Genomic DNA, 22,677 nt, shown 5'->3' with positions numbered 1-22,677 from the left:
AATGCATAGATGGCGACTATCAACTCTTTTCAGATCTGGCGGGATCTCCGGTGTACTTGGTCACCTGCGTTTACCAAGCGAAATTACTTTTGAAAGGCCCAAGATGAAACTGATCCCCCTTATGACCGCCATATTGGTATCGCTAGGCCTGTATTACCTGGTCATCGAACGTGACGCCTTGCTGGCCTTCGCCCGCGGCGACGAGACCACAGAGCTTACCACGTCCAGCGCAGCCGCCGCCAGCCCCGAGGCAGAGACCACCACCGCCGAGGCAGATGAGCAGGTGGCGGAAAATCGCATTGCTGTGGTTGCCCTGCGCAGCCAGGCGCAGGTTTTTGACCGGGCGGTGATCCTGCGCGGTATGACCCAGGCGGCGCGCCAGGTTGATCTGCGTGCGGAAACCTCGTCGACCGTGATCTCTGCCCCCCTGCGCAAGGGGGTGCAGGTACATAAAGGCGACGTTCTGTGCCAGCTCGATCCCGGCACCCGCCCGGCAGCGCTGCTGGAGGCTCAGGCGCGACTGACCGAAGCCCGCGCAAATATGCCCGTCTCGGAAGCCCGCCTGGAAGAGGCAAACGCAAAACTGAGCGAAGCCATTATCAAACTCACCGCCTCTGAGAAACTGTCACAGGGCGGGTACACATCAGAGACAAACCTGGCAGCGGCAAAAGCGACGGAACGGTCCGCAGTTGCCGGAGTGGCCAGCGCCAAGGGCGGGCTGGAAACCGCAAAAGCGGGTATCGAATCCGCCCTCGCCGCGGTTGGGGCTGCGCAAAAAGAAATCGAACACCTGACCATACTGGCGCCCTTCGACGGGCTGCTGGAAAGCGACAGTGCCGAGCTCGGCAGCCTGGTCCTGCCAGGTGATCTTTGTGCGACTGTCATTCAGCTCGACACCATCAAGGTAGTCGGCTTTGTGCCCGAAACCCAGGTCAACCGGGTTGATCTGGGCGCCTTGGCGCAGGCCGAACTGGCCACCGGGGACCTTATTCAGGGCAAGGTGACCTTTGTCAGCCGCTCTGCCGATCAGGCGACCCGCACCTTTGAGGTCGAAATAACCGTTGCAAACCCTGATCTGGCCATCCGCGATGGACAGACCGCGGATCTCGCCATTGCTGCTGCAGGGGCGACCGCACATAAATTACCACAATCGGCACTGACGCTGAACAACGATGGGCAACTGGGCGTTAGAACCGTGGAAGCTGACATGACCGTCGGGTTTACCCCGGTCGAACTGCTGCGCGACGAAGCAGACGGCGTCTGGGTGGACGGCCTGCCAGAACAGGCGGAGGTGATCATCACAGGGCAAGATTTTGTCACCAGCGGCGTTGCCGTGACCCCCAGTTACCAGAATGAGGCCTCCCAATGATCGGCATGGTCTCCTGGGCGGCTGATCGGGCCCGCATGGTCATTGCCTTTATCCTGATCTCGATCCTGGTCGGTGGCTTTGCCTATTCCAGCCTGCCCAAAGAGGGCGAGCCGGATATTGAAATTCCGGCCCTGTTCATCTCGGTCTCTTTTCCCGGCATTTCCGCCGAGGATGCCGAAAGCCTGCTGGTCAAGGTCATGGAGACCGAATTAGCCGATCTCGACGGGCTCGACAAGATGAGCGCGACAGCGGCGGAAAACTACGCCGGCGTGGCGCTGGAATTTGACTTTGGCTGGGACAAAACAGCCGTGATGGCGGATGTGCGCGATGCCATGACCCGGGCTGAGGCCGAGTTCCCCGATGGCGCCGAAACCTACTCGCTGACGGAAATCAACTTTTCAGAATTCCCCATTGTTATTGTCAACCTGACCGGCGCAGTGCCGGAACGCACCATGGCCCGCATCGCCAAGGATCTGCAGGACGATATCGAGGCCCTGGACGCGGTATTGGAAGCCGGCATTGCCGGCAATCGCGACGAAATGGTCGAGGTCACCATCGACCCTCTGCGTCTGGAATCCTACAACATCACAGCGGTTGAGCTGGTCAATGTGGTGCAAAACAACAACCAGTTGATTGCTGCAGGCGAAGTCGAGACCGACCAAGGCACGTTCTCAGTAAAGATCCCCTCGTCGTTTGATGACGTGAACGATATCTACAGGCTGCCAGTCAAAACCAACGGTGACCGTATCGTCACACTGGGAGAGCTGGCCGAGATCAATTTCACCTTTGAAGACCGCGCCGGCACCGCCCGGTTTGATGGCGCCGATACCATCGCCCTACAGGTGGTAAAGCGCAAAGGCTTTAACCTGATTGATACGGTGGATCTGGTGAAGGCAACCCTGGCCAAGGCCCAGGCCAAATGGCCAGCTGAGCTCCAGGCCTCCGTGACCCTTGGGACCTCCAATGACCAAAGCCGGGTTGTTGGCTCCATGGTAAGCCAGCTGGAGGGGTCGGTTCTGACGGCGGTTGCCCTGGTGATGATTGTGGTTTTGGCCTCCTTGGGCAGCCGCGCGGCGCTGCTGGTGGGTTTTGCCATCCCCACGTCTTTCCTGCTCTGCTTTGCCTTCCTGGCGGTGATGGGGGTCTCGATCTCAAACATCGTGATGTTTGGCCTGATCCTGGCTGTGGGCATGCTGGTAGATGGCGCCATCGTGGTGGTGGAATATGCCGATAAACGCATCAGCGAAGGCACCGGCCCGATGCATGCCTATGTCGAGGCAGCCCAGCGGATGTTCTGGCCAATCGTGTCCTCCACCGCGACCACGCTTTGCGCCTTCTTGCCAATGCTGTTCTGGCCCGGGGTCCCCGGCCAGTTCATGGGCATGTTGCCTGTCACCTTGATCTTTGTTCTGTCGGCCTCGCTGGTGGTGGCGCTGATCTACCTGCCCGTCATGGGCGGGCTGTCTGGCCGCATCAGCCGGGTTTTTGAGCAAACCTCAAATGGTCTGCGCGCCATTGCGCCCTGGTGGCTGCGGGCGCTGTTGGTGCCCCCTGCCCTATGGGGCATGTTTGCCGGGGCCATGCAGATGCTCAACCCCACATATCTGTTGCCCGAAGGCACCGCGCCTTTGGCTGGGCTGGGTTTTGGCGGGTTGGTCTTTATTGCCTCCGCCTTTGCCGCCTCTATCACCCTGGGGGCGACAAAAATCAGCCGCAAAGAGCGCAGCGTCCAGGCTGGCTATCACCACACCGCCTTTGGCTATGCGATCAAATTCATTGCCGGCAACCCGGTGATGCCGCTGGTCACCATCGCCGCTGTTGCCTTTGGCATCAGCACGGTTTTCAACCTCTTTGGTGACAACAACTACGGTGTTGAGTTCTTTGTTGAATCCGAACCGGAACAGGCCACGGCCTATGTGCGTGCTCGGGGCAACCTCAGCCTGTCAGAACAGGACCAGATGGTGCAACAGGCCGAACAGGTTATCCTGGCGCATCCTGCGGTAATCAATGCCTTCTCCTTTGCCGGTGAAGGCGGCCTGGCCACAGGCGGCCCCGGCAACAACCAGGCACCGGCTGATACGGTCGGTCAGGTGCAATTCGAAATCATCCCCTGGGAGGACCGCCCAACCCAGACCGAGACCTGGTTCTTTGATCTGCTGACCCGCGACGTCACCGCAACTCAGTTTGATGGCAATACGGTGATTGAGGAACTGAACGCAGAACTGGCAAAAATCCCCGGTTTCTTTGTTGAAATCAACGCGCTGGAACAGGGGCCAGGATCAGGCAAACCACTGCACCTGCGCATCCGCGGCGACAGCTGGGAGGCGCTGACCGCTTCGACGCTCGCCGCCCGAGCCCAGTTTGACAGCACCCCCGGCCTCACCCTGGTTGAGGACAGCCTGCCTTTGCCCGGTATTGACTGGCAGATTGACGTAGATGTTGAAAAGGCAGGACGTTTTGGCGCCGATGTCGCCACCGTCGGGGCCATGGTGCAGCTGGTGACACGGGGGATCCTGCTGGATACCATGCGGGTCGACAGCTCGGACGAGGAAATCGAAATCCGTGTCCGCCTGCCTGACGAGGACCGTGTCCTCGCAACGCTGGATACACTCAAGGTGCGCACCGCCGATGGGCTGGTGCCTTTGTCGAACTTTATCACCCGCAAACCTGTGCCCAAACTGGCGCAGATCAACCGGGTCGACCAGGAACGCTATTATGATGTCAAAGCCGATGTAGAAAGCGGCCTTCATAGCGTTTCAATTGACAACCCCTATGGCGAGGGGCAGCTCAACCTTGCACTGATCAAATCCGTTCCCGACGGGGTGGCGCCGCACGGGGAGGTTGTCAGCGGCCCGAATGGCACCGACTATACGATCTACCAATATGTTGCATTCGAGGACGTTGAGGCCGTGCAACAGGCGATAGATGGCGGTGCCAAGATCTCGCTGGTCAATGCAAATGAACGCATCGCCAAGCTCACGGAATGGCTCGAAACAGATCCGCTGGACCCACGGGTCAGCTGGGAATGGACCGGCGACCAGGACGAGCAGGCGGAATCAGGCGCCTTCCTGTCAAAAGCCTTTGCCGGGGCACTGGCCTTGATGTTTGTGATCCTGCTGGCGCAGTTCAACTCGTTCTACAATGCGGTGCTGGTGCTGCTGGCGGTGGTATTGTCCACCACCGGAGTGCTGATTGGCATGATGGTGATGCAGCAGCCGTTTTCGATCATCATGACCGGCACCGGCATTGTGGCGCTGGCAGGGATCGTGGTGAACAACAATATTGTTCTGATCGACACCTATCAGGAGTTCAGCCAGCATATGCCGCGGATCGAGGCAATCATTCGTACCGCCGAAGCCCGGATCCGTCCCGTTCTGCTGACCACCGTCACCACCATGGCGGGGCTTGCTCCGATGATGTTCGGCATCAGCCTCGACTTTATCGGCGGTGGCTATTCCATCGACAGCCCGACAGCGCTGTGGTGGAAACAGCTGGCAACGGCAGTGGTCTTTGGGCTTGGCATTGCCACGGTGCTGACCCTGGTGGTGACACCTTCGCTGCTGGCCATTCGTGTCTGGCTGTCCACCTACCTTGGCTGGATGGGGCAGTTGATGGCGCGTCTCACCGGGGGACGCTCTAGCCGCATTGCCCAGGACATGCGCCTTGCCAAAAAGGCCCGTAAGTTGCCCACCAGTGAAATCCTTTGGGATGACCTGATCAGTCCTGCCCCAGCTGCGAAGGCCGCAGACCAGGAGGCCAGCGAGGTCTCCCCTGATAAGCCCAGCGGCAATAGCGCGCTACGGGCCGCAGAATAAGGCAGAATAAGGCGGGTTGCATACCAGACCAGAAAGGCTCCGCTCTGGCGGGGCCTTTTGCTATTCAGGGGACCAAAACTCAGAGCAGAGCAGTCTGATCCGCATCCACTTGCGCGATTTTTTCCTCGGCGCGTTCCGCCTCGCTGGGGGTAGCTGTCGGTTCGGGGTGCAGGTCGCGCGCCCGCGGGGTGTGTTGCAACACCGCCTGGATCGGAAAATGGTCCGACCCGATGTGCCCCAGCCGGCGGATCCGGGCCAGGGTGAAGTCGCCGGAGCAAAATATATGATCCAGCGGCCACCGCATGAAGCGGTAGTCAGCGTGAAAGGTACTAAACAGCCCGCGCCCGATGCGCAGGTCCAAAAGGCCGCTTACCTTTTGGAAAAGCCGCGTTGACGCCGACCAGGCCACATCGTTCAAATCGCCCATGACCACCACAGGTCCGGCGCACGGATCCACCTGCCGCGCGACCAGTAACAGCTCGCCATCCCGCTCGGCAGAGGTTGCATTTTCGGTGGGGCTGGGCGGCGCGGGATGCAGGCAATGCAGCCGCACCTTGGTGCCAGAGCGCAGCACCACATCCCCATGGATCGAAGGCACCCCCTCTTCCACCAGATAGGCAATGCGGGTGTCCTGTAGCGGCAACCGAGAGTAAAGATGCATGCCGTATAGGTTGTCGAGCGGTTGTTTCACTGTGAACGGATAGTCCGGCTCGATCCCAGCAAGTTGCTGTTGCCACCAGTCGTCCGTCTCCAGGGTCAGGATCAGATCCGGCGCCTCTGTGCGTATCAGGTCAAGAAGCGGATCTGCGTTGCGGTTGGTCATCAGGACATTGGCGACAAGGACATTTATCTGATCCTTGGGCCGCGCCTGCCGCGCGGTTTGGATCTGCCGGGGAAACAGGCGCGTATAGGGCAGGATCCGGCCCAACTGGAATAGGGTACACCCAAACAGCACTGCGGGCAGCCAAAGGCCCCAGCCCTCTGGCCAGCCAAAGACCCAAACACAGGCCCCACAGGCCAAAGCCGTGACGACAGCGATCTGCATGGCCGGAAATTCGAACCCCCGCACCCACCAGCCCTCGTGCCGCAGCAACGGCACCAGCGTCATCAGTGGTACGGCGCAAAACGCCAGATAAAGGGCCCAGTTCAGGTCCATGTTGCCGCCGTCCCTTTTGTCTCGTCCACCAACCGCTTTACGCCACGTCCTGATCCGCTTGCTGCCGCTGCCACAGATGGGCATAGCGGCCTTCACGGGCCAACAGATCTTCGTGGCTGCCCTGCTCAACCACCTCGCCCTGCTCCAGAACCACGATGATATCCGCCTCTGCCACAGTCGACAGGCGGTGGGCAATGGTTAGAACCGTACGGCCCTGCGCAGCGCGTTCCAGGGCATCCTTGATTTCTTGCTCGGTATCCGTGTCTAGCGCCGAGGTTGCCTCATCCAGCAGCAGGATCGGTGGGTTTTTCAGCAGGGTCCGGGCAATGCCAACCCGTTGCTTTTCGCCGCCCGACAGTTTTAACCCGCGCTCCCCCACCTGGGTGTCATAGCCTTCGGGCAGGCTGACGATGAAGTCATGGATCTGAGCGTCCCGCGCCGCCTGCTCGACCGCGGCCTGATCGGCGCCATCGCGGCCATAGGCGATGTTGTAGCGAATGGTATCGTTGAACAGCACAGTATCCTGCGGCACCACCCCGATGGCGGCATGCAGACTGTCCTGAGTCACCTGCCGCACATCCTGGCCATCAATGGTCAGCGCGCCCCCGGTGACATCGTAAAAGCGAAACAACAGCCGCCCGACAGTGGATTTTCCCGACCCGGTAGAGCCAACGATAGCAACCGTTTGACCAGCCTCGGCGACCAGATCAATCCCCTTTAGTATCTCCCGGTCGCTGTCATAGCCAAAGCGCACATCTTTCAGCCGGATTGCACCGCCAGAGACCTTTAGAACCTTGGCATCCGGTGCATCGGTGACATCGGCCGGCTGTTCCAACAGATCAAACATCTCTCCCATATCCACCAGGCTTTGGCGGATTTCGCGGTAGACCGTGCCCAGAAAGTTCAGCGGCACGGTGATCTGGATCATATAGGCATTGACCATGACAAAATCGCCGACGGTCAGCTCGCCATTTTGAACCCCCATCGCCGCCATGACCATCACAGCCACCAGTCCGGCGGTGATGAACAGGCTTTGGCCAAAGTTCAGAAAAGCCAGGGAATAGGCGGTTTTCAGCGCCGCCTGGGCATAGGCCCGCATCGCCCCGTCATAGCGTTTGGCTTCGCGCGCCTCGGCGCCAAAATATTTAACCGTTTCATAATTGAGCAGACTGTCGATGGCTTTTTGGTTGGCATCTGTATCCTGCTTGTTCATCTCGCGGCGCAGTTTCACCCGCCATTCGGTGATGGCAAAGGTAAACCACACATATAGCCCGATGGTCACCACAACCGCCGCCAGATACCGGGCATCAAACAGGACTGTCAGCACGATCGCCACCAGGGTCAGCTCCAACACCAGAGGACCGATAGAGAACAGCATGAAGCGCAGCAGGAACTCGACACCTTTGACACCGCGTTCGATGATCCGTGACAGGCCGCCTGTTTTGCGGGTGATGTGATAGCGCATCGACAGACGGTGAATATGGGTGAAGGTCTCCAGCGCCAGATGCCGCAGGGCGCGCTGGCCAACGGGGGCAAAGATCACATCCCGCAGTTGCTGGAACCCGGTGGTAAAGACCCGCGCAACACCATAGGCGATGGTCAGGCCCACAGCGCCCAAGGCCAGCGGCGGCACACCCTCAGCCGCCAGACTGTCCACCGCGCCTTTGTACAGCATCGGGGTATAGACCGCGATCAGCTTGGCCAGGACCAGAACCGCGATGGCAAACACCACCCGCTGTTTGACCCAAAGATGTTTGCTCGGCCACAGATAGGGCCCCATCCGACGCAGGGTCCGCAGGCCAGAGCGACGTTCGTCGCTGGCAATAGAAGTTTCGGCTGGGGGCATAGGGGGCGCTTTCCTGGCTCAATCTATGACAGATAGGATAGGCTGCCGATGGCGACAGCACCAGTAGCAGCCACAAAACCACGCCCAGAAAAGGCGCGGTTTTGTTGGTTGCCAGAGGTTATTCTGGAAGGGTAAAGACCTGACCGGGATAGATCAGATCCGGGTCGCGAATAGCACTATTATTGGCCTCAAAAACCCGCACATACAAAAATCCGCTGCCATAGCGCTGCTGAGAGATCGCCCAGAGTGTGTCGCCCTCTTGCACGGTCACTGCCCGCACCAATGGCGCGGCCTCTCCGGTGGCGCCTTCAGCAACTGGCGGCTGCAACACCTCTGGTGCCTCGCGCTTGAACGGGGTTTCCATGCGGCTCAGAACCTTGCCCGCGTCGTTTACCTCATCCAGGCGCAACGTGTAGACACCGGGTTCCACCGCCTCCAGGCCACCGCCCCAATTGCCGTTCTCGGCGGCTGCAAACTGCCCCGCAGGTGTGTTGTCCAGATAGACCAGTATGTTCGAAGCTGCCCCGGCGCGGCCAGCCAACTGCACTTCGCCACTGTCAGAATAGCTGATGGTGTCCAGAACCACTTTGCCCTGAGGTTTTTGCGCAATGGGCTGCACCAGGGTGACCCCGTCGGCATCGGCCCGCAGCACCGCAACCTGAGTAGCTTTGGGCTGGGGGGCCGGTTCGGTCTGCGCGACGGTGGCTTGCTCAGCGGAGCCAGGATTGGTGGCATCCGGTTGCGCAACCGCCGTTGTGGCATCGGCCACCTGCCGGGGTTCAGGAGAGGCAACCACAGCGGCGGGGGCTGTGGAGTCGGGTGCCGTAGGTGCCCCGGAAGCAATCCCCTGTGGTACCTGCGCAATCAGGGCCCCCTCTTGCGGCTCGGTGCTTTCAGGCGGATTTTCTTGGGCCAGTGTGTCTTGGGACAATGTGTCTTGGGCCGGTGTTTCTTTAGCCTGTGTTTCCTGCGCCAGGGTTTCCTGGGCCTGTGATTCTTGGGCCAGTGTTACGGCGTCCTGATTTGCCTCCGCCTGGACCGCTGCGGTCTCTGGTGCTGTGGCAACTGTGGCTCCTGCGGTCTCCTCGGCACTGGTCACGCCATGCTGTGCGGGCTCTTCACTGGGGGCCTCTGCCACCGTGGTTTCAGCGCCTTGTGTGGTCGCGGCCGCGACCTGCCCGGACTGAGGCGCCGCCTCCGCGATCACCACCGGCGCAGGGTTGGCTACTGGCAGGGGCGCAGCCGGGGCCACGATAAAGCTGCTGTCCGAAAAGCGCTCCTGCCCCCGGGCGCTGGCCCGCAGGGAAATCACCCGCGCCTGGGTGCTGGGCGGCAGTTGTGCCAGGGCGGCAAAATCACCACCTGCCGGAACCTCAACCTGCTCGATAACCGCGCCATCCAACAGCACTTCGACCAAAAGACCCGGAGTTGCCCGGCCTGCAATCACGGTTTCGCCGCTGGGGCCGACCCGAACCAGGTCTAGCATTGGGGCGTCAAACAGGGGGGCCTCGGCGGATTGATCAGCTATTTCGTTCTGACCCTGGGCTACCGCCTGTGTCGTGGTCTCAGGCTCAGGGGCTGCGAGGGCTGCACTTTGTTCAGGCTCATCACTCAGCGCGGCCTCAGCTGTGGTGCCGGTTTGTGCGCCCGTGGCGTCGTTCACCTCTGGCGTATCGGCAGACGCGAGCTGTTGCGCCTCAGAGCCATCAGACGTCGGGGCCGCAGTCTCATCCACCGCAGGATCAGGTTTCTGGGACAGACCTTCTATCACCACCGGCGGAGTGGCCGAAGGCGAGATGGCAACGGTCTTTGAACCGTCATCGCGCGTCGCTCGGGTGCCCTGGCTGGTATCGAACACCCCCAGCCAGGCCATCGTCGCCCCACCGACGACGACAACCGTCGCAACAGTTCCACCCAGAGCCAAGCTACTCAGCCCACCTGTTACACCTGTCCCAGCCATCTTTTTCCTTCCTTCGGCGCCAAACGAAATTCCCACTGGAATCCCGCCATACGCCTGGTTGAGGCAGCCTATCAATCACGTTATCAAGGGTCAAAACACCAATTGTGTTTCCCCTTGAAAACTCAATGAAAGGCCATCTCATGCCTATAAAATCGGTCTGTGTGTATTGCGGATCACGGTCTGGGGCAATGCCCGCCTATGAAAGCGCTGCTGAAAGCTTGGGAGTGATGCTGGCAGCACGCGGGATGCGGCTGGTCTATGGTGCTGGCGATGTGGGGCTCATGGGGGTGGTGGCCCGCGCCACCCAACAGGCCGGAGGCGTGACATTTGGGGTTATTCCCGAACATCTGGTCAAGCGCGAAGTGGGGAAATCAGACCTCAACACCTATGTGGTTACCGAGACCATGCATGAGCGCAAAAAGGTGATGCTGTATAATGCCGATGCGGTGGTGGTGCTGCCTGGCGGCCCCGGCTCGCTGGATGAGTTGTTTGAGGCCCTGACCTGGCGCCAGCTTGGCCTGCATGACAAACCCATCGTGATCCTCAACGTCGAAGGCTACTGGGACAAGCTGCGCGATCTGGTGGAGCACATGCTGGCCCAAGGGTTTGCCGATGCCTCGCTCAGCGAGTTCCTGATATGGGTCGACACCCCAGAACAGGCGCTGGACCTGCTGAACGGCTAAAGAGCAGGGCGCTGCGCGTCATGGACGCTGCGACGCGATTTCCGCAGTGCCCCAAAAGAGAAAATCAACACCGCCGCCCAGATCAGGCCAAAGGCTGCACCGTGCCAGGGAGTGAAGAGTTCACCAAAAATAACTGATGCCACAAAGGCCTGCAGCGTCGGGTTGAGGTACTGCAACACTCCGACGCTGCCCAGAGCTACCCGCCGCGCCGCAAAACTGAACAGGATGAGCGGCATCCCCGTCAAGGGCCCGGAAATCATCATCAGCGCCGCATCATGCCAACTGTTTTGAAAACCGCCACCGCCTGTGACGGCAATCACCAAAAGCGCAAGCGGACAAAGCAACAGCACCTCTGCGGTGACAGAGACAACCGGTCCGGTATCGAGGCGTTTCTTCACCACACCATAGATGGCAAAGCTGATCCCCAGCACCAGGGCAATCCAGGGTGCGACTCCCAGTCCGTAGGTCAGCACCACAACGGCCAGTGCCGCAAGGCCAATCGCCAGGATCTGAGCCCGGCTCAGCTGCTCGCCAAAAAACAGACGGCCCAGAACCACGCTAACCAGCGGGAAGATATAATAACCTAGCGATGCCTCGGTGGCGCGTTCTATCTGGATCGAGGTGATAAAGATGAACCAGTTCAGCGAAATCATCGCGGTGGCCAGCAGCAGCACACGCACACGCGCCCAATCGCGCAGCACCTCTATCAACTGCGGCAGTCGCCCCTGCACCGCCAGCACAGAGGCAAAAAACACCCCCGACCAAAGGATACGATGCGACAGCACCTGTTCGGGTGGCACATGCGCCAACAGTTTATAGAACAGACCTGACAGACCCCAGATGCTGCAGGCTGCGATCATGGCAAAAACGCCCTTTGTCGCTTCACTCATCGCAGTGGCCCTTTTGCTGCGCCCGACCTTCGTCAGGATCCCCTAAACCAACAGCGCCCGACCAAATGGCCGGGCACTATAGTCACAATTATAATCGATCTTGGGCTTAGCCGAGACGCGAAGCGACGTTTTCCCAGTTCACCAGGTTGTCGAGGAAGTTCGACAGGTAGGCGGGGCGCTTGTTGCGGAAATCGATGTAGTAGGAGTGCTCCCAAACGTCACAGCCCAGCAGCGCGGTTTGGTTAAAGCACAGCGGGTTGACGCCGTTTTCGGTCTTGGTCACAGCCAGCGAACCGTCAGCATTTTTCACCAGCCAAGCCCAGCCGGAGCCAAACTGACCCGCGCCAGCGGCAGAAAACTGCGATTTGAATTCGTCAACCGAGCCAAAGCTTTCAACCAGAGCTTTTTCCAGCTCACCAGGCATGGCGGAGCCGCCAGGGCCCATCATTTCCCAGAACTGGTTATGATTCCACAGCTGCGAAATGTTGTTGAAGATACCGTTTTGCGCCACAGAAGACGCGTCGTAGGTGCCGGTGATGATCTCTTCCAGAGATTTACCGTCCCACTCGGTGCCTGCAATCAGCTTGTTGCCGTTGTCGACATAGGCCTTGTGGTGCAGGTCGTGGTGGTATTCCAGAGTTTCTGCCGACATGCCCTTGGCGGCAAGCGCGTCATGTGCATAAGGAAGATCGGGAAGTTCAAAAGCCATAGTGGACACCTGTCAATTTTTGTTGCGTTCCTGTGCAGATACATGCGGTGCGGGCAGCAGCAGGTCAAGTACCAAGACCAGAAAACCGCGCATGGCCTATGTGCAAAAATGAGGAAACTTGAGATGATCGCACAGAAGGTCACACAGACATGGACCGCCGCGCGCAAGATGTTTTACCGCGCTCGCGGGCACTATGCGGGCTCTCTCAACGGCACGGCCTTTCGGCTTGATCCCTATCATTCCAAATTCTGGCGCAAAGCCAGCACAGGCACCTGGGAGCCTGAAACCTTTGCTGTGTTGCAGGCGCATCTGGACAAGCAGCACGATTATCTCGACATCGGCGCCTGGATTGGTCCCACGGTGTTATATGGCGCCAGTCTGGCCCGCCGGGTCTATTGCTTTGAGCCGGACCCGGTGGCCTTTCGCTATCTCGCCTGGAATCTGGAGCTGAATTCCGTACAGAATGTCTCGGCCTTTTCTGCGGCGCTGAGCCAGGGCGTCGGCATTGCGCGCATGGCCTCCTTTGGTGGCGAGGCCGGCGACAGTATGACCAGTCTGCTCAACGACGGGGAACACGGCTCTGACGTGATCACCCTGGGCTGGGAAGATTTTGCCAACTCCGCAGACCTGAGCCGTATCTCGCTGGTTAAAATGGATATTGAAGGCGCCGAGTTTGACGTGCTGCCCAGCTTGATCCCCTGGCTGAAACAGCACCGCCCTGCCCTGTATCTGTCCACCCATGCCCCGTTTCTGGATGCAGAGGTTCGAAAACAACGCATGCAGCAACTGGCTGACAGCCTGTCGTTCTACGGCAGCTGCCTTGAGGACAATGGCCGCGCATCGGGATTTGAAACCCTAACCCAAAAGCGCGCCCTGACCCAGTTTCCGACCTTTTTGTTTACCTCGTGATAGAGCGGATTATTTAGGCCGATCAGCAAGCTTGGCACCGCCCCAGCTGCAAACAGTTTCGCTGCTTGCCCTATATCACCACAATACTACCATTTAAATTCAGACACTTATTTACTGACTTTCGCGTGGAGAACTCGCACGCAAAAATAGCAGTCAATCAGGCCTGTTGCGTCTTTCAGTCGAGACGAATACAGGTACCGGCCCCGCGCGGGGAGAGCGTTCCGGGGAGCGCATGAGACAAAACCTGCAGCGAAACTTTTAAATTGCCAAGGTTCAAAATGGCCCGGTAGCGGTCATTACTCAACTCCGCGGCCTTTGCCGCCAGTGCCCGGCTTGGCGTCCAATCCAATAGGTATGAATCATCGCTTCGCCGCCTCAAAACCGCATGCACCGATCCACCTTCCTCAGAAGCTCGGATGCGCGCAGTCTCATCGCTTTCCAAAAACTGCATTGAGACTTTTGAAGGTATCCAGCCGGACGTGGTTACCGGTGTGAGAGTGCACGTAAAAGTATCGGCCGCAAGTCCGGCACCGCTGAACAGGGTGACCGCAGCAAACAACAAACTGTTTAAGTATCCCGCCATTCTAGCCTCAGGAACAAATACGCAAAACGAGGGGTATACGAGCAGTCAGCTACCGTCCCTATAAGGGCGTGCCCCGTACAAATCCCCACCGTTAACCTTCGTTACCATGACGAACACTTTTACAAAAGTGAAAAGAGAGCCCCCCGCGCAATCAAAACCCCAAGAGCAAAATTTGCTCACATTCCCCTGACGCTAAAAGCAAGTCCTAGGAAACGGGCTGACATTTTCCACTACCACGCGACTCATTGAAGTAGCCATTCAGATAAGCGGTCAAGGTCGCTTTCATCGTCTTCGTATTCAGCCGCACAATGTATTGTGCACTTGTTGTGGTATTTCCTCGAAGTGGCAGGTTTTTGACTGTCCATGAAATCGTGTAGCGAGACGCCCTGGGTTGTTCCAAGACTGCAGGTATAGGCTTTCCATAAACTTGGTGGATGACACCATCATAGGCCATTGCCGACCCGCGGTTGTCGCGAAACTCGATCAGCACCTTTGGTGGGACTAGGTTATCACTGCTATGCGCCGTCATTTCACACATGATACGGTCTGCAGCATGGGCTTGAGCAGCAACAAAAAGTGCCGCAACGAATGCCAGGCTCAAGTTTTTGAGCTGTTTCATGTTATGTCCTTGTTCTTTCATTTTCTCTCAAATCTTTCGGCACTTACCGGTCACAAAGGCGGGATTATTGCCATTGGGACTCTCAGTGCTAACCCACAAAAAAACTTTACTCTTTGTCAGGTTCAACGAAGCCTGAAACTGATAGAATCCTGACATACGCCGTTCTGCATGGCGAAGGCTTGGCAAAGACCAGCGAAATTTGACATTGCCGCCCTCCAGAGAGGTCACAACTGCGATAATTGGATTTTGGAAATGGTCCGCGTCAAAGGCCCCTGCACGCGCACTATTGTGCGCGCCTCGTTAAGATAGACCTCCAAACTCCAAGGGTGCTGATTGAGCGGCGCGACGATCCGCTTTCCCTGAGCCAAATCGGTCATCTCACAGCGGATTTGGGTGTTTTTTGCCAGAGCGGGAAGCGTATGGAAGCCAACAGTTACCGCCGTCATAACGGCCAGAGAGGCCAGTTTACAATAACGCACCGACAAAATCCTCCACGGCTCAATCTTCGCCTTCTCAGCTCCATTAAATGCAAGGGCACAAATGAAAAAGTGCCCTCAAATTCAACTTGAGGGCACCCTAGATTTACATTTTCAGCAATTCAACCCAAAAATGAACCCCTCCTTTAATACACACCCACCGAGGATTGTGGATGGGCCGAGGCGGACAAGAGGTTGAACATATAGGCACCGACCGAGCGGAAACAGACCAGGCGGAAGCTGCCATCGTCCTGTAGCCAAAAGGCCGCCGCGACCTGGGCTGTGCGGCTACGGCGAAAATCTCCGGGCTTGAAGGCTTCGGCGGACAGATCCACCGGAGCGATCTTGGCCAGAACCTCGCGGGCGCCCTCTCCTGCAATGCTAAAGAAAGAGCGCGCATCCGACACATTCGCCGCCAGGGCATGTTCGCCTTTCAAGGCCTGCGCCAGCTCAGCGGTTTTGGCCACAGCGTCGCCATAGGGCACCAATAGCAGCAGTTCATCCGGTGACATCCAGGCCGCTGCGCCGCCCTCAACCACCGATATCTTGCGCTGATCTGGCACCTCGGCACCGGTAGCAGCCTTGACTGCCGCCTTCAGGGTTTTGGAAGACAGATCACCACGCAGGGTGATCATCCCCTGCAGACCTGCGTCCTCGACTGTGGCGATACCAGTGAATTGCGCCCCATTGGTGGCGGTGACAGGATTAGACATTCTGCTTCTCCCCTTCCTTGTCGTAAAAGACCGGGTCAACAATCTTGGCTTTGTAGATCTGGCCATCGGTTCCGGGGAACTCGATCACTTCGCCCATGCGTTTGGGTCCGTGCTTGACCAGACCCATGGCAATGCCACGCTCCAGCGTTGCGGAATAATAGGTCGAGGTCACCCGGCCAATCACATTCTGCTGGCCATTAGCGTTGTGACCATTGCCCTTGGCATAGGCGCCATCGGGCAGCACCGAGCCATCCACGGTTTCCAGGCCAACCAGTTTCCAGCGATCCGGATCTGCCATATGCGAGCGCAGATGGGCGCGTTTGCCCAGGTAGTCTTCTTTCTTTTTGGACAAGGCCCATTGCAGGTTGAGATCCTGCGGAATAACGGTGCCGTCGGTCTCATCCCCGATCATGATAAAGCCCTTCTCGGCCCGCAGGATGTGCAGGGTTTCCGTGCCATAGGGCATGGCATTGAATTCGCGGCCTGCCTCCATCAGCGCGTCCCAGAAGGCCTGGCCTTCGGAGGCCGCAACCGCGATCTCGTAGGACAGCTCACCCGAGAAGGAGATCCGATAGGCACGGGCATCAAAGCCGCCGATCTGACCGTCACGCCATTCCATAAAGGGCAGCGCCTCCTTGCTGAGATCCATGCCGCCACCGGCCTGGGCGTTGAGCTTTTCCAGCACCTTGCGGGCATTGGGACCAACAACCGCAACCTGGGCGTATTGCTCAGTCACATTGGCGACATAGACTTTCCAGTCCCACCATTCGGTCTGCAGCCATTCTTCCATGTGGCCATGGATGCTTTCGGCTCCGCCCGTGGTGGTGTGGCACAGCCAGGTGTCCTCGTCGATGCGGGCAACAACGCCGTCATCAGACAGGAAGCCGTTTTCCGAACACATCAGACCATAGCGGCATTTGCCCACCTTCAGCGTCGACATCATGTTGGTATACATCATATCGAGGAACTTGCCTGCATCCGGGCCTTTGACGATCAGTTTGCCCAGGGTGGACGCGTCCAGCACACCAAGATTTTCACGGGTGTTCTTGACCTCGCGATTGACCGCGTCATGGCGGCTTTCACCGCTGCGGGTATAGGCAAAAGGACGGCGCCACTGGCCAACCGGTTCCCAATCCGCGCCATTGGCATCGTTCCAGTCATAGATCGGCGTTTTGCGCACCGGCTGGAAGATCTCACCGCGCGCCTCACCACCAATCGCGCCCATGGAGATGGGGTGATAGGGGGGACGGAAAGTGGTGGTGCCAACCTGTGGGATTTCCGAATTCAGACTATCCGCCAGAATGGCCAGACCGTTGATATTGGACAGCTTACCCTGATCGGTTGCCATCCCCAGCGTGGTATACCGCTTGGTGTGTTCAACGCTTTCATAGCCTTCACGGGCGGCCAGCTGCACGTCGGACACCTTGACGTCGTTCTGATAATCGAGCCAGGTTTTCACCCGCAGCTTGATATCCGCCTTGGCGGGCATCAGCCAGACTGGCTCCATCAGGCTCTCAACTTCCGATACCCCCTTGGAGGCGGCGACTGTTTTGGCTGGGAAGCCAGCAGCTTCACCCGCCTGCGCACCTGCTGCGGCGGCGTCTTGCAACACCGCGCCAAGGCCCAGATTGCCATTGGCAGAACCTGTTGCGATCACAAAGCCTGCACCATTGTCACCCAGTGGCGGACGGGCAGGATCGGGGCGGAAGAAGGCGTTTTCCTTGTCCCAGTTCAGCTTACCACCGCAGTGCGACCACAGGTGCACCACCGGCGACCAGCCGCCAGACATTGCCACGGCATCGGCCTCGATCTCTTCCTGGGCACCGCCCTCACCGTTTTGGGCGCAGATGGCGACCTTGGTGACGCGGGGGCCATCCTTGACCTTGGCAATGGCACGGCCCAACTCGACCCGGATCCCTTTTTCGCGCACGGCCTCCATCAAGGCGCCGCCGCCGGTATCGCGGGCATCCACCACCCGCACCACTTCGACGCCTGCCTCATGCAGCGCCAGGGCGGTGCGATAAGCGTCGTCATTGTTGGTGGCAACCACAACCTTTTGGCCCGGGTTTACGCCCCAGTTCACCACATAGTCGCGCATCGAGGCGGCCAGCATCACACCGGGCACGTCGTTGCCGGCAAAAGACAGCGGACGCTCAATGGCTCCAGAGGCGGTGATGATCTGCTTGGCACGGATCCGCCACAGACGGTGACGCGGGCCACCCTGTCCGGGAACGTGATCTGTCAGACGCTCATAGCCCAACACATAGCCGTGGTCATAGACGCCAGAGGCCATGCAGCGGTCGCGCAGGGTGACGTTTTTCATCGCCCGCAGCTCAGCCAGGGTCTTCTCGACCCAGACCTCGGGCGTCTCCCCGTCGATTGTACCGCCATCCACAGGCGCGCGTCCGCCCCAGTAGCTGTTTTGTTCCAGCACCAGCACCTTGGCACCGCTGGCCGCAGCCGCCTTGGCAGATTGCAAGCCGGCAACACCGCCGCCCACCACAACCACATCGGCAAAAAAGTAGAAATGCTCGTAGGTGTCCGCGTCTTTCAGCTCGGCGTCAGGTGCCGCGCCCAGACCGGCAGATTTGCGAATGATCGGCTCGTAGACATGTTTCCACAGCGGCCGCGGGTGGATGAACATCTTGTAATAAAAACCCGCCGTCAGAAACCGCGACAGCTTGTTGTTGATCGACAGAACGTCAAATTCAAGGCTGGGCCAGTGGTTCTGCGACTGCGCCGTCAGACCTGAAAACAGCTCGGTGGTGGTGGCGCGCTGGTTGGGTTCATAGCGATCACCAGTGCCCAACTGCATCAGCGCGTTGGGCTCTTCGGAACCGGAGGCCACCACGCCGCGCGGGCGGTGGTATTTGAAAGACCGGCCCATCATCATCTGGTCATTTGCCAGCAGCGCCGAGGCAAGGCTATCGCCCGCATAGCCCTGCATGCGTTTGCCATTAAAGGTAAACTCGATCTGTTTTGACCGGTCAATCAGCCGGCCCTGTTTGGCGAGACGCGTGCTCATGTGCTCAGACCTTTCAAAGTAAAGGCAAATGTTTCAGCAAGGCGGATCATTCGGAGGCATCCGAAAATTCGCGCCAGCTCCAGCCGGGACGTTTTGCGGTGATCTTGTCCTTGATCTCCTGCGGCGGCTCATAGGTCTGCGCCGCATAGGTGCCAAAGACCTCCAGCGTGGTGGTGCAACGCGCGGCATGGAACCACTTGCCGCAGCCATTGGCATGGCGCCAGCGTTCAAAATGCACGCCCTTGGGGTTTTCGCGCATGAACAGGTAATCGTGGAACTGGTCGTCATCAGAGCCAGGGCCAAAACGCTTCAGATGCGCTTCACCACCGGCGCCCAGTTCGGTTTCTTCGGCTTTGACACCGCAATAGGGGCATTCAAGGATCAGCATTGTGCTTACTCCGTCCTTTTGAATTTTGCGGCGTTAGTGTGCCACACCAGCGGCGACGCTCTCGTCGATGAACTTGCCTTCTTTGAAGCGATTGATCGAGAATTCCTCGGTCAGCGGCGAATGACCTGTGGCCATCAGCTCTGCCATGGCCCAGCCGGATCCCGGAATGGCCTTGAAACCACCGGTGCCCCAGCCTGCATTGATAAAGCAGTTGCCCACGGGCGTTTTCGAGATCAGCGGCGAACGGTCGCCGGTCACATCGACAATGCCGCCCCACTGGCGCAGCATTTTCAGACGGCTGACCATCGGGAAGGTCTCGACCAGGGCGCGCACGGTTTCCTCAATATGATGGAAGCTGCCACGCTGGGTGTAGTTGTTGGCCGCATCGGTGCCGCCGCCAATCACCATCTCCCCCTTGTCGGACTGGGACATATAGCCATGCACCGTGTTGGCCATCACAACCACATCCATACAGGGTTTGATCGGCTCTGACACCAGCGCCTGCAGCGCCACAGATTCCATTGGCAGACGGAAGCCCGCCATTTCAGACAGATGCGAGGCGTTGCCAGCAACGACCATACCCAGCTTGTCACAATCAATCGGCCCCTTGGAGGTCTCGACCCCTGCGACACGGCCCCCTTCGGTGCGCACACCGGTGACTTCACATTGCTGGATGATGTCCATGCCCATGTCGGAACAGGCACGGGCATAGCCCCAGGCCACCGCATCGTGACGGGCTGTGCCGCCGCGTTCCTGCCAAAGCCCGCCCAGCACAGGGTAACGTGGGCCATGCAGGTTGATGATTGGCACAATTTCCTTGACCCGCTCGGGCGAAATCCATTCGGTCTGAACCCCCTGCAGCGCATTGGCATGGGCGGTGCGCTTGTAGCCACGGATCTCGTGCTCGGTCTGCGCCAACATGATGACACCACGGGGGCTGAACATCACGTTGTAGTTCAGATCCTGGCTCATGGTCTCATAAAGACTACGCGCCTTTTCATAGATCGCCGCCGACGGATCCTGCAAATAGTTCGAGCGGATGATAGTGGTATTGCGTCCGGTGTTGCCGCCGCCCAACCACCCCTTTTCGATAATCGCGACATTGGTGATGCCGAAATTCTTGCCAAGGTAATAGGCGGTGGCCAGACCATGGCCGCCAGCGCCCACGATGATCACATCGTAGTGGCGTTTGGGGGCCGGCGAGCGCCAGGCGCGCTCCCATCCGGTATGATAGCGCAGGGCTTCTCGCGCGACAGCAAAGGCAGAATAGCGTTTCATGGGCGAATCCGATGGTTCGAGACTGTTCACAGGTATGCCTCAGAGCATAGCGCATCCGGTGCCGTTTATCGTCGCATTATTGTACTCTTGCGACATGCGGCCAATCGCGCCTTGGCAGGACAGGAGCGCGCAGCTGGCCAGTTAGGTCTTTTTTCCTGTGCCTTGCATCTATAGATGGGGGCTAGCGGCACCCCAGCCCGATACATACGACCTAAGAGGCAGTGTAACTATGGTATTCTGGATCCTGATTTCCTTTGTCGCTTTGGCGATGACTGCTCTCTTGGGGCTCGTCCTGTTGCGCGCACATTCAGTGGGCGAACCGCCTGCAGCCTATGATCTGCGAGTCTATCGCCAACAGCTGAGCGACGTCGACAAGGATCTGCAAAGGGGCGTGATCAACGAATCCGATGCCCAGCGGGTGCGTACCGAGGTGTCTCGGCGCATTTTGGCCGCTGACGCTCAGCTGCAACAACAAAGCACTGGCAGCACCCAGCCAACAGGTATCAGCCGTCTCACATCTGTGCTGACAGCCCTGTTGCTGGTCGGCGGAACTTTGGCTCTGTATAACGTCCTTGGGGCGCCAGGGTATGGGGATATGGGGCTGGCCTCGCGCATTGAGGCCGCAGCGCGCTACGCCGAGACCCGCCCCAACCAGGCAGAGGCCGAAGCCAAGGTCCCGGCCCAACCAGCCCTGGATCTGGAGCCCGGATATACGGATCTGGTGGCGCAGCTGCGCAAAACCGCTGGCGAGCGTCCTGACGACGCCCAGGGACAAGCCCTGCTGGCGCAGCACGAGGCCAATCTTGGCAACTTCATCGCCGCCTATCAGGCCAAACAGAACTACATCCGCATCATGAGCGGCGACCTAGAGCCTCAGGACTATGGCGAGCTGGCAGAGTTGATGATCATGGCAGCCGGGGGCTATGTGTCGCCCGAAGCCGAAGCACTGCTGGATGATACCCTGCGCCTGGATCCACGCAATGGACCGGCCCGCTATTATTACGGCCTGCTCCAGGGCCAGCTGAACCGACCTGACATCGCCTTTCGCATCTGGGCCGACACCCTGCGCCAAGGCCCGCAAGGGGCGCCCTGGATCGCAGGCATTGAGTCCCAGATAGAAGAAATGGCCCTGCGCGCCGGAATTGAATACAGCCCGATTTCTCCGCCAGCAGCCCCCGGTGCAACAGGCCCTGCCCTCGCAGGTCCCAGCGCCGAAGATCTTTCGGCCGCGCAAGAGATGACAACGGAGGACCGCCAGGAGATGATCCGGGGCATGGTCGCCCGCCTCTCCGATCGCCTCGCCACCGAAGGGGGCTCTGCGGCGGAATGGGCACAGTTGATCGGCGCGCTTGGCGTGCTTGGCCAACAGGATCGGGCCAAGGCAATCTATGACGAGGCAAAAACCCGCTTTGCCGCTGATGCAGAGGCACTGGCGCGCCTTGAAAGCGCAGCCTCCATGGCAGGGCTGGAGCCATGATCTACGACACATTCGAAGAGTTTGCAGTCGCCGCGCCGGGCTTTACGTCGCTTGCGGGCCTGGATCTTGGCGACAAAACCGTAGGCGTTGCCATCTCGGACCGCATGGGCACCGTGGCAACACCACTGGAAACCATCCGGCGCAAGAAATTCACCCTGGACGCCGAACACCTGTTTGAGATCGTCAAAAAGCGCGAGATCGGCGGGCTGGTGCTTGGCCTGCCGCGCAATATGGATGGCTCCGAAGGCCCCCGCTGCCAGAAAACCCGCGCCTTTGCCCGCAACCTGGCCCGCCTGACAGAGCTGCCCATCGGGTTCTGGGACGAAAGGCTGAGCACTGTCGCGGCCGAAAGAGCGCTTTTGGAGGCAGATACGTCACGCAAACGTCGCGCAGAGGTTATCGACCATGTGGCCGCCTCCTATATCCTACAGGGAGCACTTGACCGTATGAGGCACCTGAAGAATGACTAAAGGCAATGGTAAAGAGGTCTGGCAGCGCGACGAGATCCAATCCCCCTGCATCAATATCTGCGTTGTCCACCCAGAGGCCCGCATCTGTACCGGCTGTTATCGCTCGATCGACGAAATCACCCAATGGTCAAAACTGTCTCATGACGCCCGCGCAGAGGTCATGGAGGCGCTTCCCGCCCGCGCCGCAAACCTGACCAAGCGCCGGGGCGGACGCGCCGCCCGGCTCAAACGCTAGGCTGCAACCTGCGCGCTGTCTGCAGGGCGCTATACACCGGGTGCTGCAGACAGCCCGGTGTACCGGTGAGACGTTC

General features: G+C 59.1%; 18 protein-coding genes. 7 read left to right on the top strand and 11 right to left on the bottom strand.

Features of this window, described 5'->3' with window-relative positions:
* Window positions 1-103: 103 nt before the first annotated feature.
* Together N1037_10765 and N1037_10760 are read left to right on the top strand one after the other, a co-directional pair.
* Window positions 104-1,369: an efflux RND transporter periplasmic adaptor subunit gene (locus N1037_10765; GenBank protein ID UWS77780.1), complete on the top strand. Its 1,266-nt coding sequence runs from the start codon at window positions 104-106 to the stop codon at window positions 1,367-1,369.
* Complete coding sequence (locus N1037_10760) at window positions 1,366-5,184, top strand: efflux RND transporter permease subunit (GenBank protein ID UWS77779.1); 3,819 nt, start codon at window positions 1,366-1,368, stop codon at window positions 5,182-5,184. Before N1037_10765 ends, N1037_10760 begins: the two co-directional genes overlap by 4 nt.
* Window positions 5,185-5,263: 79 nt before the next feature.
* Here the strand turns inward: N1037_10760 and N1037_10755 are convergent, their stop codons facing one another.
* From N1037_10755 to N1037_10745, 3 genes are all read right to left on the bottom strand, one after another.
* Window positions 5,264-6,340 carry an endonuclease/exonuclease/phosphatase family protein gene (locus tag N1037_10755; protein UWS77778.1) on the bottom strand — a complete coding sequence of 359 codons (1,077 nt, stop codon included), beginning with the start codon at window positions 6,338-6,340 and terminating at the stop codon, window positions 5,264-5,266.
* A gap of 37 nt (window positions 6,341-6,377) precedes the next feature.
* Window positions 6,378-8,186 carry an ABC transporter ATP-binding protein/permease gene (locus N1037_10750; protein ID UWS77777.1) on the bottom strand — a complete coding sequence of 603 codons (1,809 nt, stop codon included), beginning with the start codon at window positions 8,184-8,186 and terminating at the stop codon, window positions 6,378-6,380.
* Window positions 8,187-8,304: 118 nt separating this feature from the next.
* Window positions 8,305-10,146, bottom strand: a complete 1,842-nt coding sequence (locus tag N1037_10745) for a LysM peptidoglycan-binding domain-containing protein (GenBank protein UWS77776.1) — start codon at window positions 10,144-10,146, stop codon at window positions 8,305-8,307.
* Window positions 10,147-10,286: 140 nt separating this feature from the next.
* Between N1037_10745 and N1037_10740 the strand changes: the two genes are divergently transcribed.
* Window positions 10,287-10,829, top strand: coding sequence for a TIGR00730 family Rossman fold protein (locus N1037_10740; protein UWS77775.1), 543 nt, complete (start codon window positions 10,287-10,289; stop codon window positions 10,827-10,829).
* Here N1037_10740 and rarD read toward each other — a convergent pair.
* Both rarD and N1037_10730 read right to left on the bottom strand, forming a co-directional pair.
* Window positions 10,826-11,719, bottom strand: coding sequence for an EamA family transporter RarD (rarD, locus tag N1037_10735; GenBank protein UWS77774.1), 894 nt, complete (start codon window positions 11,717-11,719; stop codon window positions 10,826-10,828). The genes N1037_10740 and rarD overlap by 4 nt on opposite strands.
* Window positions 11,720-11,825: 106 nt before the next feature.
* Entirely contained in the window at window positions 11,826-12,428 is a 603-nt protein-coding gene (locus N1037_10730) for a superoxide dismutase (protein ID UWS77773.1), read from the bottom strand.
* A gap of 123 nt (window positions 12,429-12,551) precedes the next feature.
* Between N1037_10730 and N1037_10725 the strand changes: the two genes are divergently transcribed.
* Complete coding sequence (locus N1037_10725) at window positions 12,552-13,337, top strand: FkbM family methyltransferase (GenBank protein ID UWS77772.1); 786 nt, start codon at window positions 12,552-12,554, stop codon at window positions 13,335-13,337.
* A gap of 175 nt (window positions 13,338-13,512) precedes the next feature.
* Here the strand turns inward: N1037_10725 and N1037_10720 are convergent, their stop codons facing one another.
* The 6 genes from N1037_10720 to N1037_10695 form a co-directional block, all read right to left on the bottom strand.
* Entirely contained in the window at window positions 13,513-13,920 is a 408-nt protein-coding gene (locus tag N1037_10720) for a hypothetical protein (protein UWS77771.1), read from the bottom strand.
* Window positions 13,921-14,125: 205 nt separating this feature from the next.
* On the bottom strand, window positions 14,126-14,539 hold the full coding sequence (locus N1037_10715; protein UWS77770.1) for a hypothetical protein: 414 nt from the start codon (window positions 14,537-14,539) through the stop codon (window positions 14,126-14,128).
* A 622-nt stretch (window positions 14,540-15,161) separates the two neighbouring features.
* A complete protein-coding gene (locus N1037_10710; GenBank protein UWS77769.1) occupies window positions 15,162-15,728 on the bottom strand; it encodes a sarcosine oxidase subunit gamma in 567 nt (188 codons plus the stop codon).
* Window positions 15,721-18,753 (bottom strand): sarcosine oxidase subunit alpha family protein, encoded by a 3,033-nt coding sequence (locus tag N1037_10705; protein UWS77768.1) that lies wholly within the window; start codon window positions 18,751-18,753, stop codon window positions 15,721-15,723. Before N1037_10705 ends, N1037_10710 begins: the two co-directional genes overlap by 8 nt.
* Before the next feature lie 46 nt (window positions 18,754-18,799).
* On the bottom strand, window positions 18,800-19,141 hold the full coding sequence (locus N1037_10700) for a sarcosine oxidase subunit delta (GenBank protein ID UWS77767.1): 342 nt from the start codon (window positions 19,139-19,141) through the stop codon (window positions 18,800-18,802).
* 33 nt (window positions 19,142-19,174) lie between these two features.
* Window positions 19,175-20,419, bottom strand: coding sequence for a sarcosine oxidase subunit beta family protein (locus N1037_10695; GenBank protein ID UWS77766.1), 1,245 nt, complete (start codon window positions 20,417-20,419; stop codon window positions 19,175-19,177).
* A 229-nt stretch (window positions 20,420-20,648) separates the two neighbouring features.
* On the opposite strand from N1037_10695, the gene ccmI reads away from it, so the two are divergent.
* The 3 genes from ccmI to N1037_10680 are packed head-to-tail and all read left to right on the top strand — an operon-like array spanning window position 20,649 to window position 22,601.
* Window positions 20,649-21,896 carry a c-type cytochrome biogenesis protein CcmI gene (ccmI, locus tag N1037_10690; protein ID UWS77765.1) on the top strand — a complete coding sequence of 416 codons (1,248 nt, stop codon included), beginning with the start codon at window positions 20,649-20,651 and terminating at the stop codon, window positions 21,894-21,896.
* Window positions 21,893-22,366: a Holliday junction resolvase RuvX gene (gene ruvX, locus N1037_10685; GenBank protein UWS77764.1), complete on the top strand. Its 474-nt coding sequence runs from the start codon at window positions 21,893-21,895 to the stop codon at window positions 22,364-22,366. The genes ccmI and ruvX overlap by 4 nt, the downstream gene beginning before the upstream one ends.
* Window positions 22,359-22,601 (top strand): DUF1289 domain-containing protein, encoded by a 243-nt coding sequence (locus tag N1037_10680; GenBank protein ID UWS77763.1) that lies wholly within the window; start codon window positions 22,359-22,361, stop codon window positions 22,599-22,601. The genes ruvX and N1037_10680 overlap by 8 nt, the downstream gene beginning before the upstream one ends.
* Window positions 22,602-22,677 lie beyond the last annotated feature (76 nt).

The organism is Phaeobacter sp. G2, assembly GCA_025163595.1.
GTDB lineage: Bacteria > Pseudomonadota > Alphaproteobacteria > Rhodobacterales > Rhodobacteraceae > Pseudophaeobacter.
Note: the sequence above shows the minus strand (reverse complement) of the source record. Positions and strands in the feature narration are given on the sequence as shown.

What these genes read in the sequence shown, in the direction of transcription:
- N1037_10765 (UWS77780.1), top strand. Translation starts at nt 104, where the DNA reads ATGAAACTGATCCCCCTTATGACCGCCATATTGGTATCGCTAGGCCTG.
- N1037_10760 (UWS77779.1), top strand. Translation starts at nt 1,366, where the DNA reads ATGATCGGCATGGTCTCCTGGGCGGCTGATCGGGCCCGCATGGTCATT.
- N1037_10755 (UWS77778.1), bottom strand. Translation starts at nt 6,340, where the DNA reads ATGGACCTGAACTGGGCCCTTTATCTGGCGTTTTGCGCCGTACCACTG.
- N1037_10750 (UWS77777.1), bottom strand. Translation starts at nt 8,186, where the DNA reads ATGCCCCCAGCCGAAACTTCTATTGCCAGCGACGAACGTCGCTCTGGC.
- N1037_10745 (UWS77776.1), bottom strand. Translation starts at nt 10,146, where the DNA reads ATGGCTGGGACAGGTGTAACAGGTGGGCTGAGTAGCTTGGCTCTGGGT.
- N1037_10740 (UWS77775.1), top strand. Translation starts at nt 10,287, where the DNA reads ATGCCTATAAAATCGGTCTGTGTGTATTGCGGATCACGGTCTGGGGCA.
- rarD (UWS77774.1), bottom strand. Translation starts at nt 11,719, where the DNA reads ATGAGTGAAGCGACAAAGGGCGTTTTTGCCATGATCGCAGCCTGCAGC.
- N1037_10730 (UWS77773.1), bottom strand. Translation starts at nt 12,428, where the DNA reads ATGGCTTTTGAACTTCCCGATCTTCCTTATGCACATGACGCGCTTGCC.
- N1037_10725 (UWS77772.1), top strand. Translation starts at nt 12,552, where the DNA reads ATGATCGCACAGAAGGTCACACAGACATGGACCGCCGCGCGCAAGATG.
- N1037_10720 (UWS77771.1), bottom strand. Translation starts at nt 13,920, where the DNA reads ATGGCGGGATACTTAAACAGTTTGTTGTTTGCTGCGGTCACCCTGTTC.
- N1037_10715 (UWS77770.1), bottom strand. Translation starts at nt 14,539, where the DNA reads ATGAAACAGCTCAAAAACTTGAGCCTGGCATTCGTTGCGGCACTTTTT.
- N1037_10710 (UWS77769.1), bottom strand. Translation starts at nt 15,728, where the DNA reads ATGTCTAATCCTGTCACCGCCACCAATGGGGCGCAATTCACTGGTATC.
- N1037_10705 (UWS77768.1), bottom strand. Translation starts at nt 18,753, where the DNA reads ATGAGCACGCGTCTCGCCAAACAGGGCCGGCTGATTGACCGGTCAAAA.
- N1037_10700 (UWS77767.1), bottom strand. Translation starts at nt 19,141, where the DNA reads ATGCTGATCCTTGAATGCCCCTATTGCGGTGTCAAAGCCGAAGAAACC.
- N1037_10695 (UWS77766.1), bottom strand. Translation starts at nt 20,419, where the DNA reads ATGAAACGCTATTCTGCCTTTGCTGTCGCGCGAGAAGCCCTGCGCTAT.
- ccmI (UWS77765.1), top strand. Translation starts at nt 20,649, where the DNA reads ATGGTATTCTGGATCCTGATTTCCTTTGTCGCTTTGGCGATGACTGCT.
- ruvX (UWS77764.1), top strand. Translation starts at nt 21,893, where the DNA reads ATGATCTACGACACATTCGAAGAGTTTGCAGTCGCCGCGCCGGGCTTT.
- N1037_10680 (UWS77763.1), top strand. Translation starts at nt 22,359, where the DNA reads ATGACTAAAGGCAATGGTAAAGAGGTCTGGCAGCGCGACGAGATCCAA.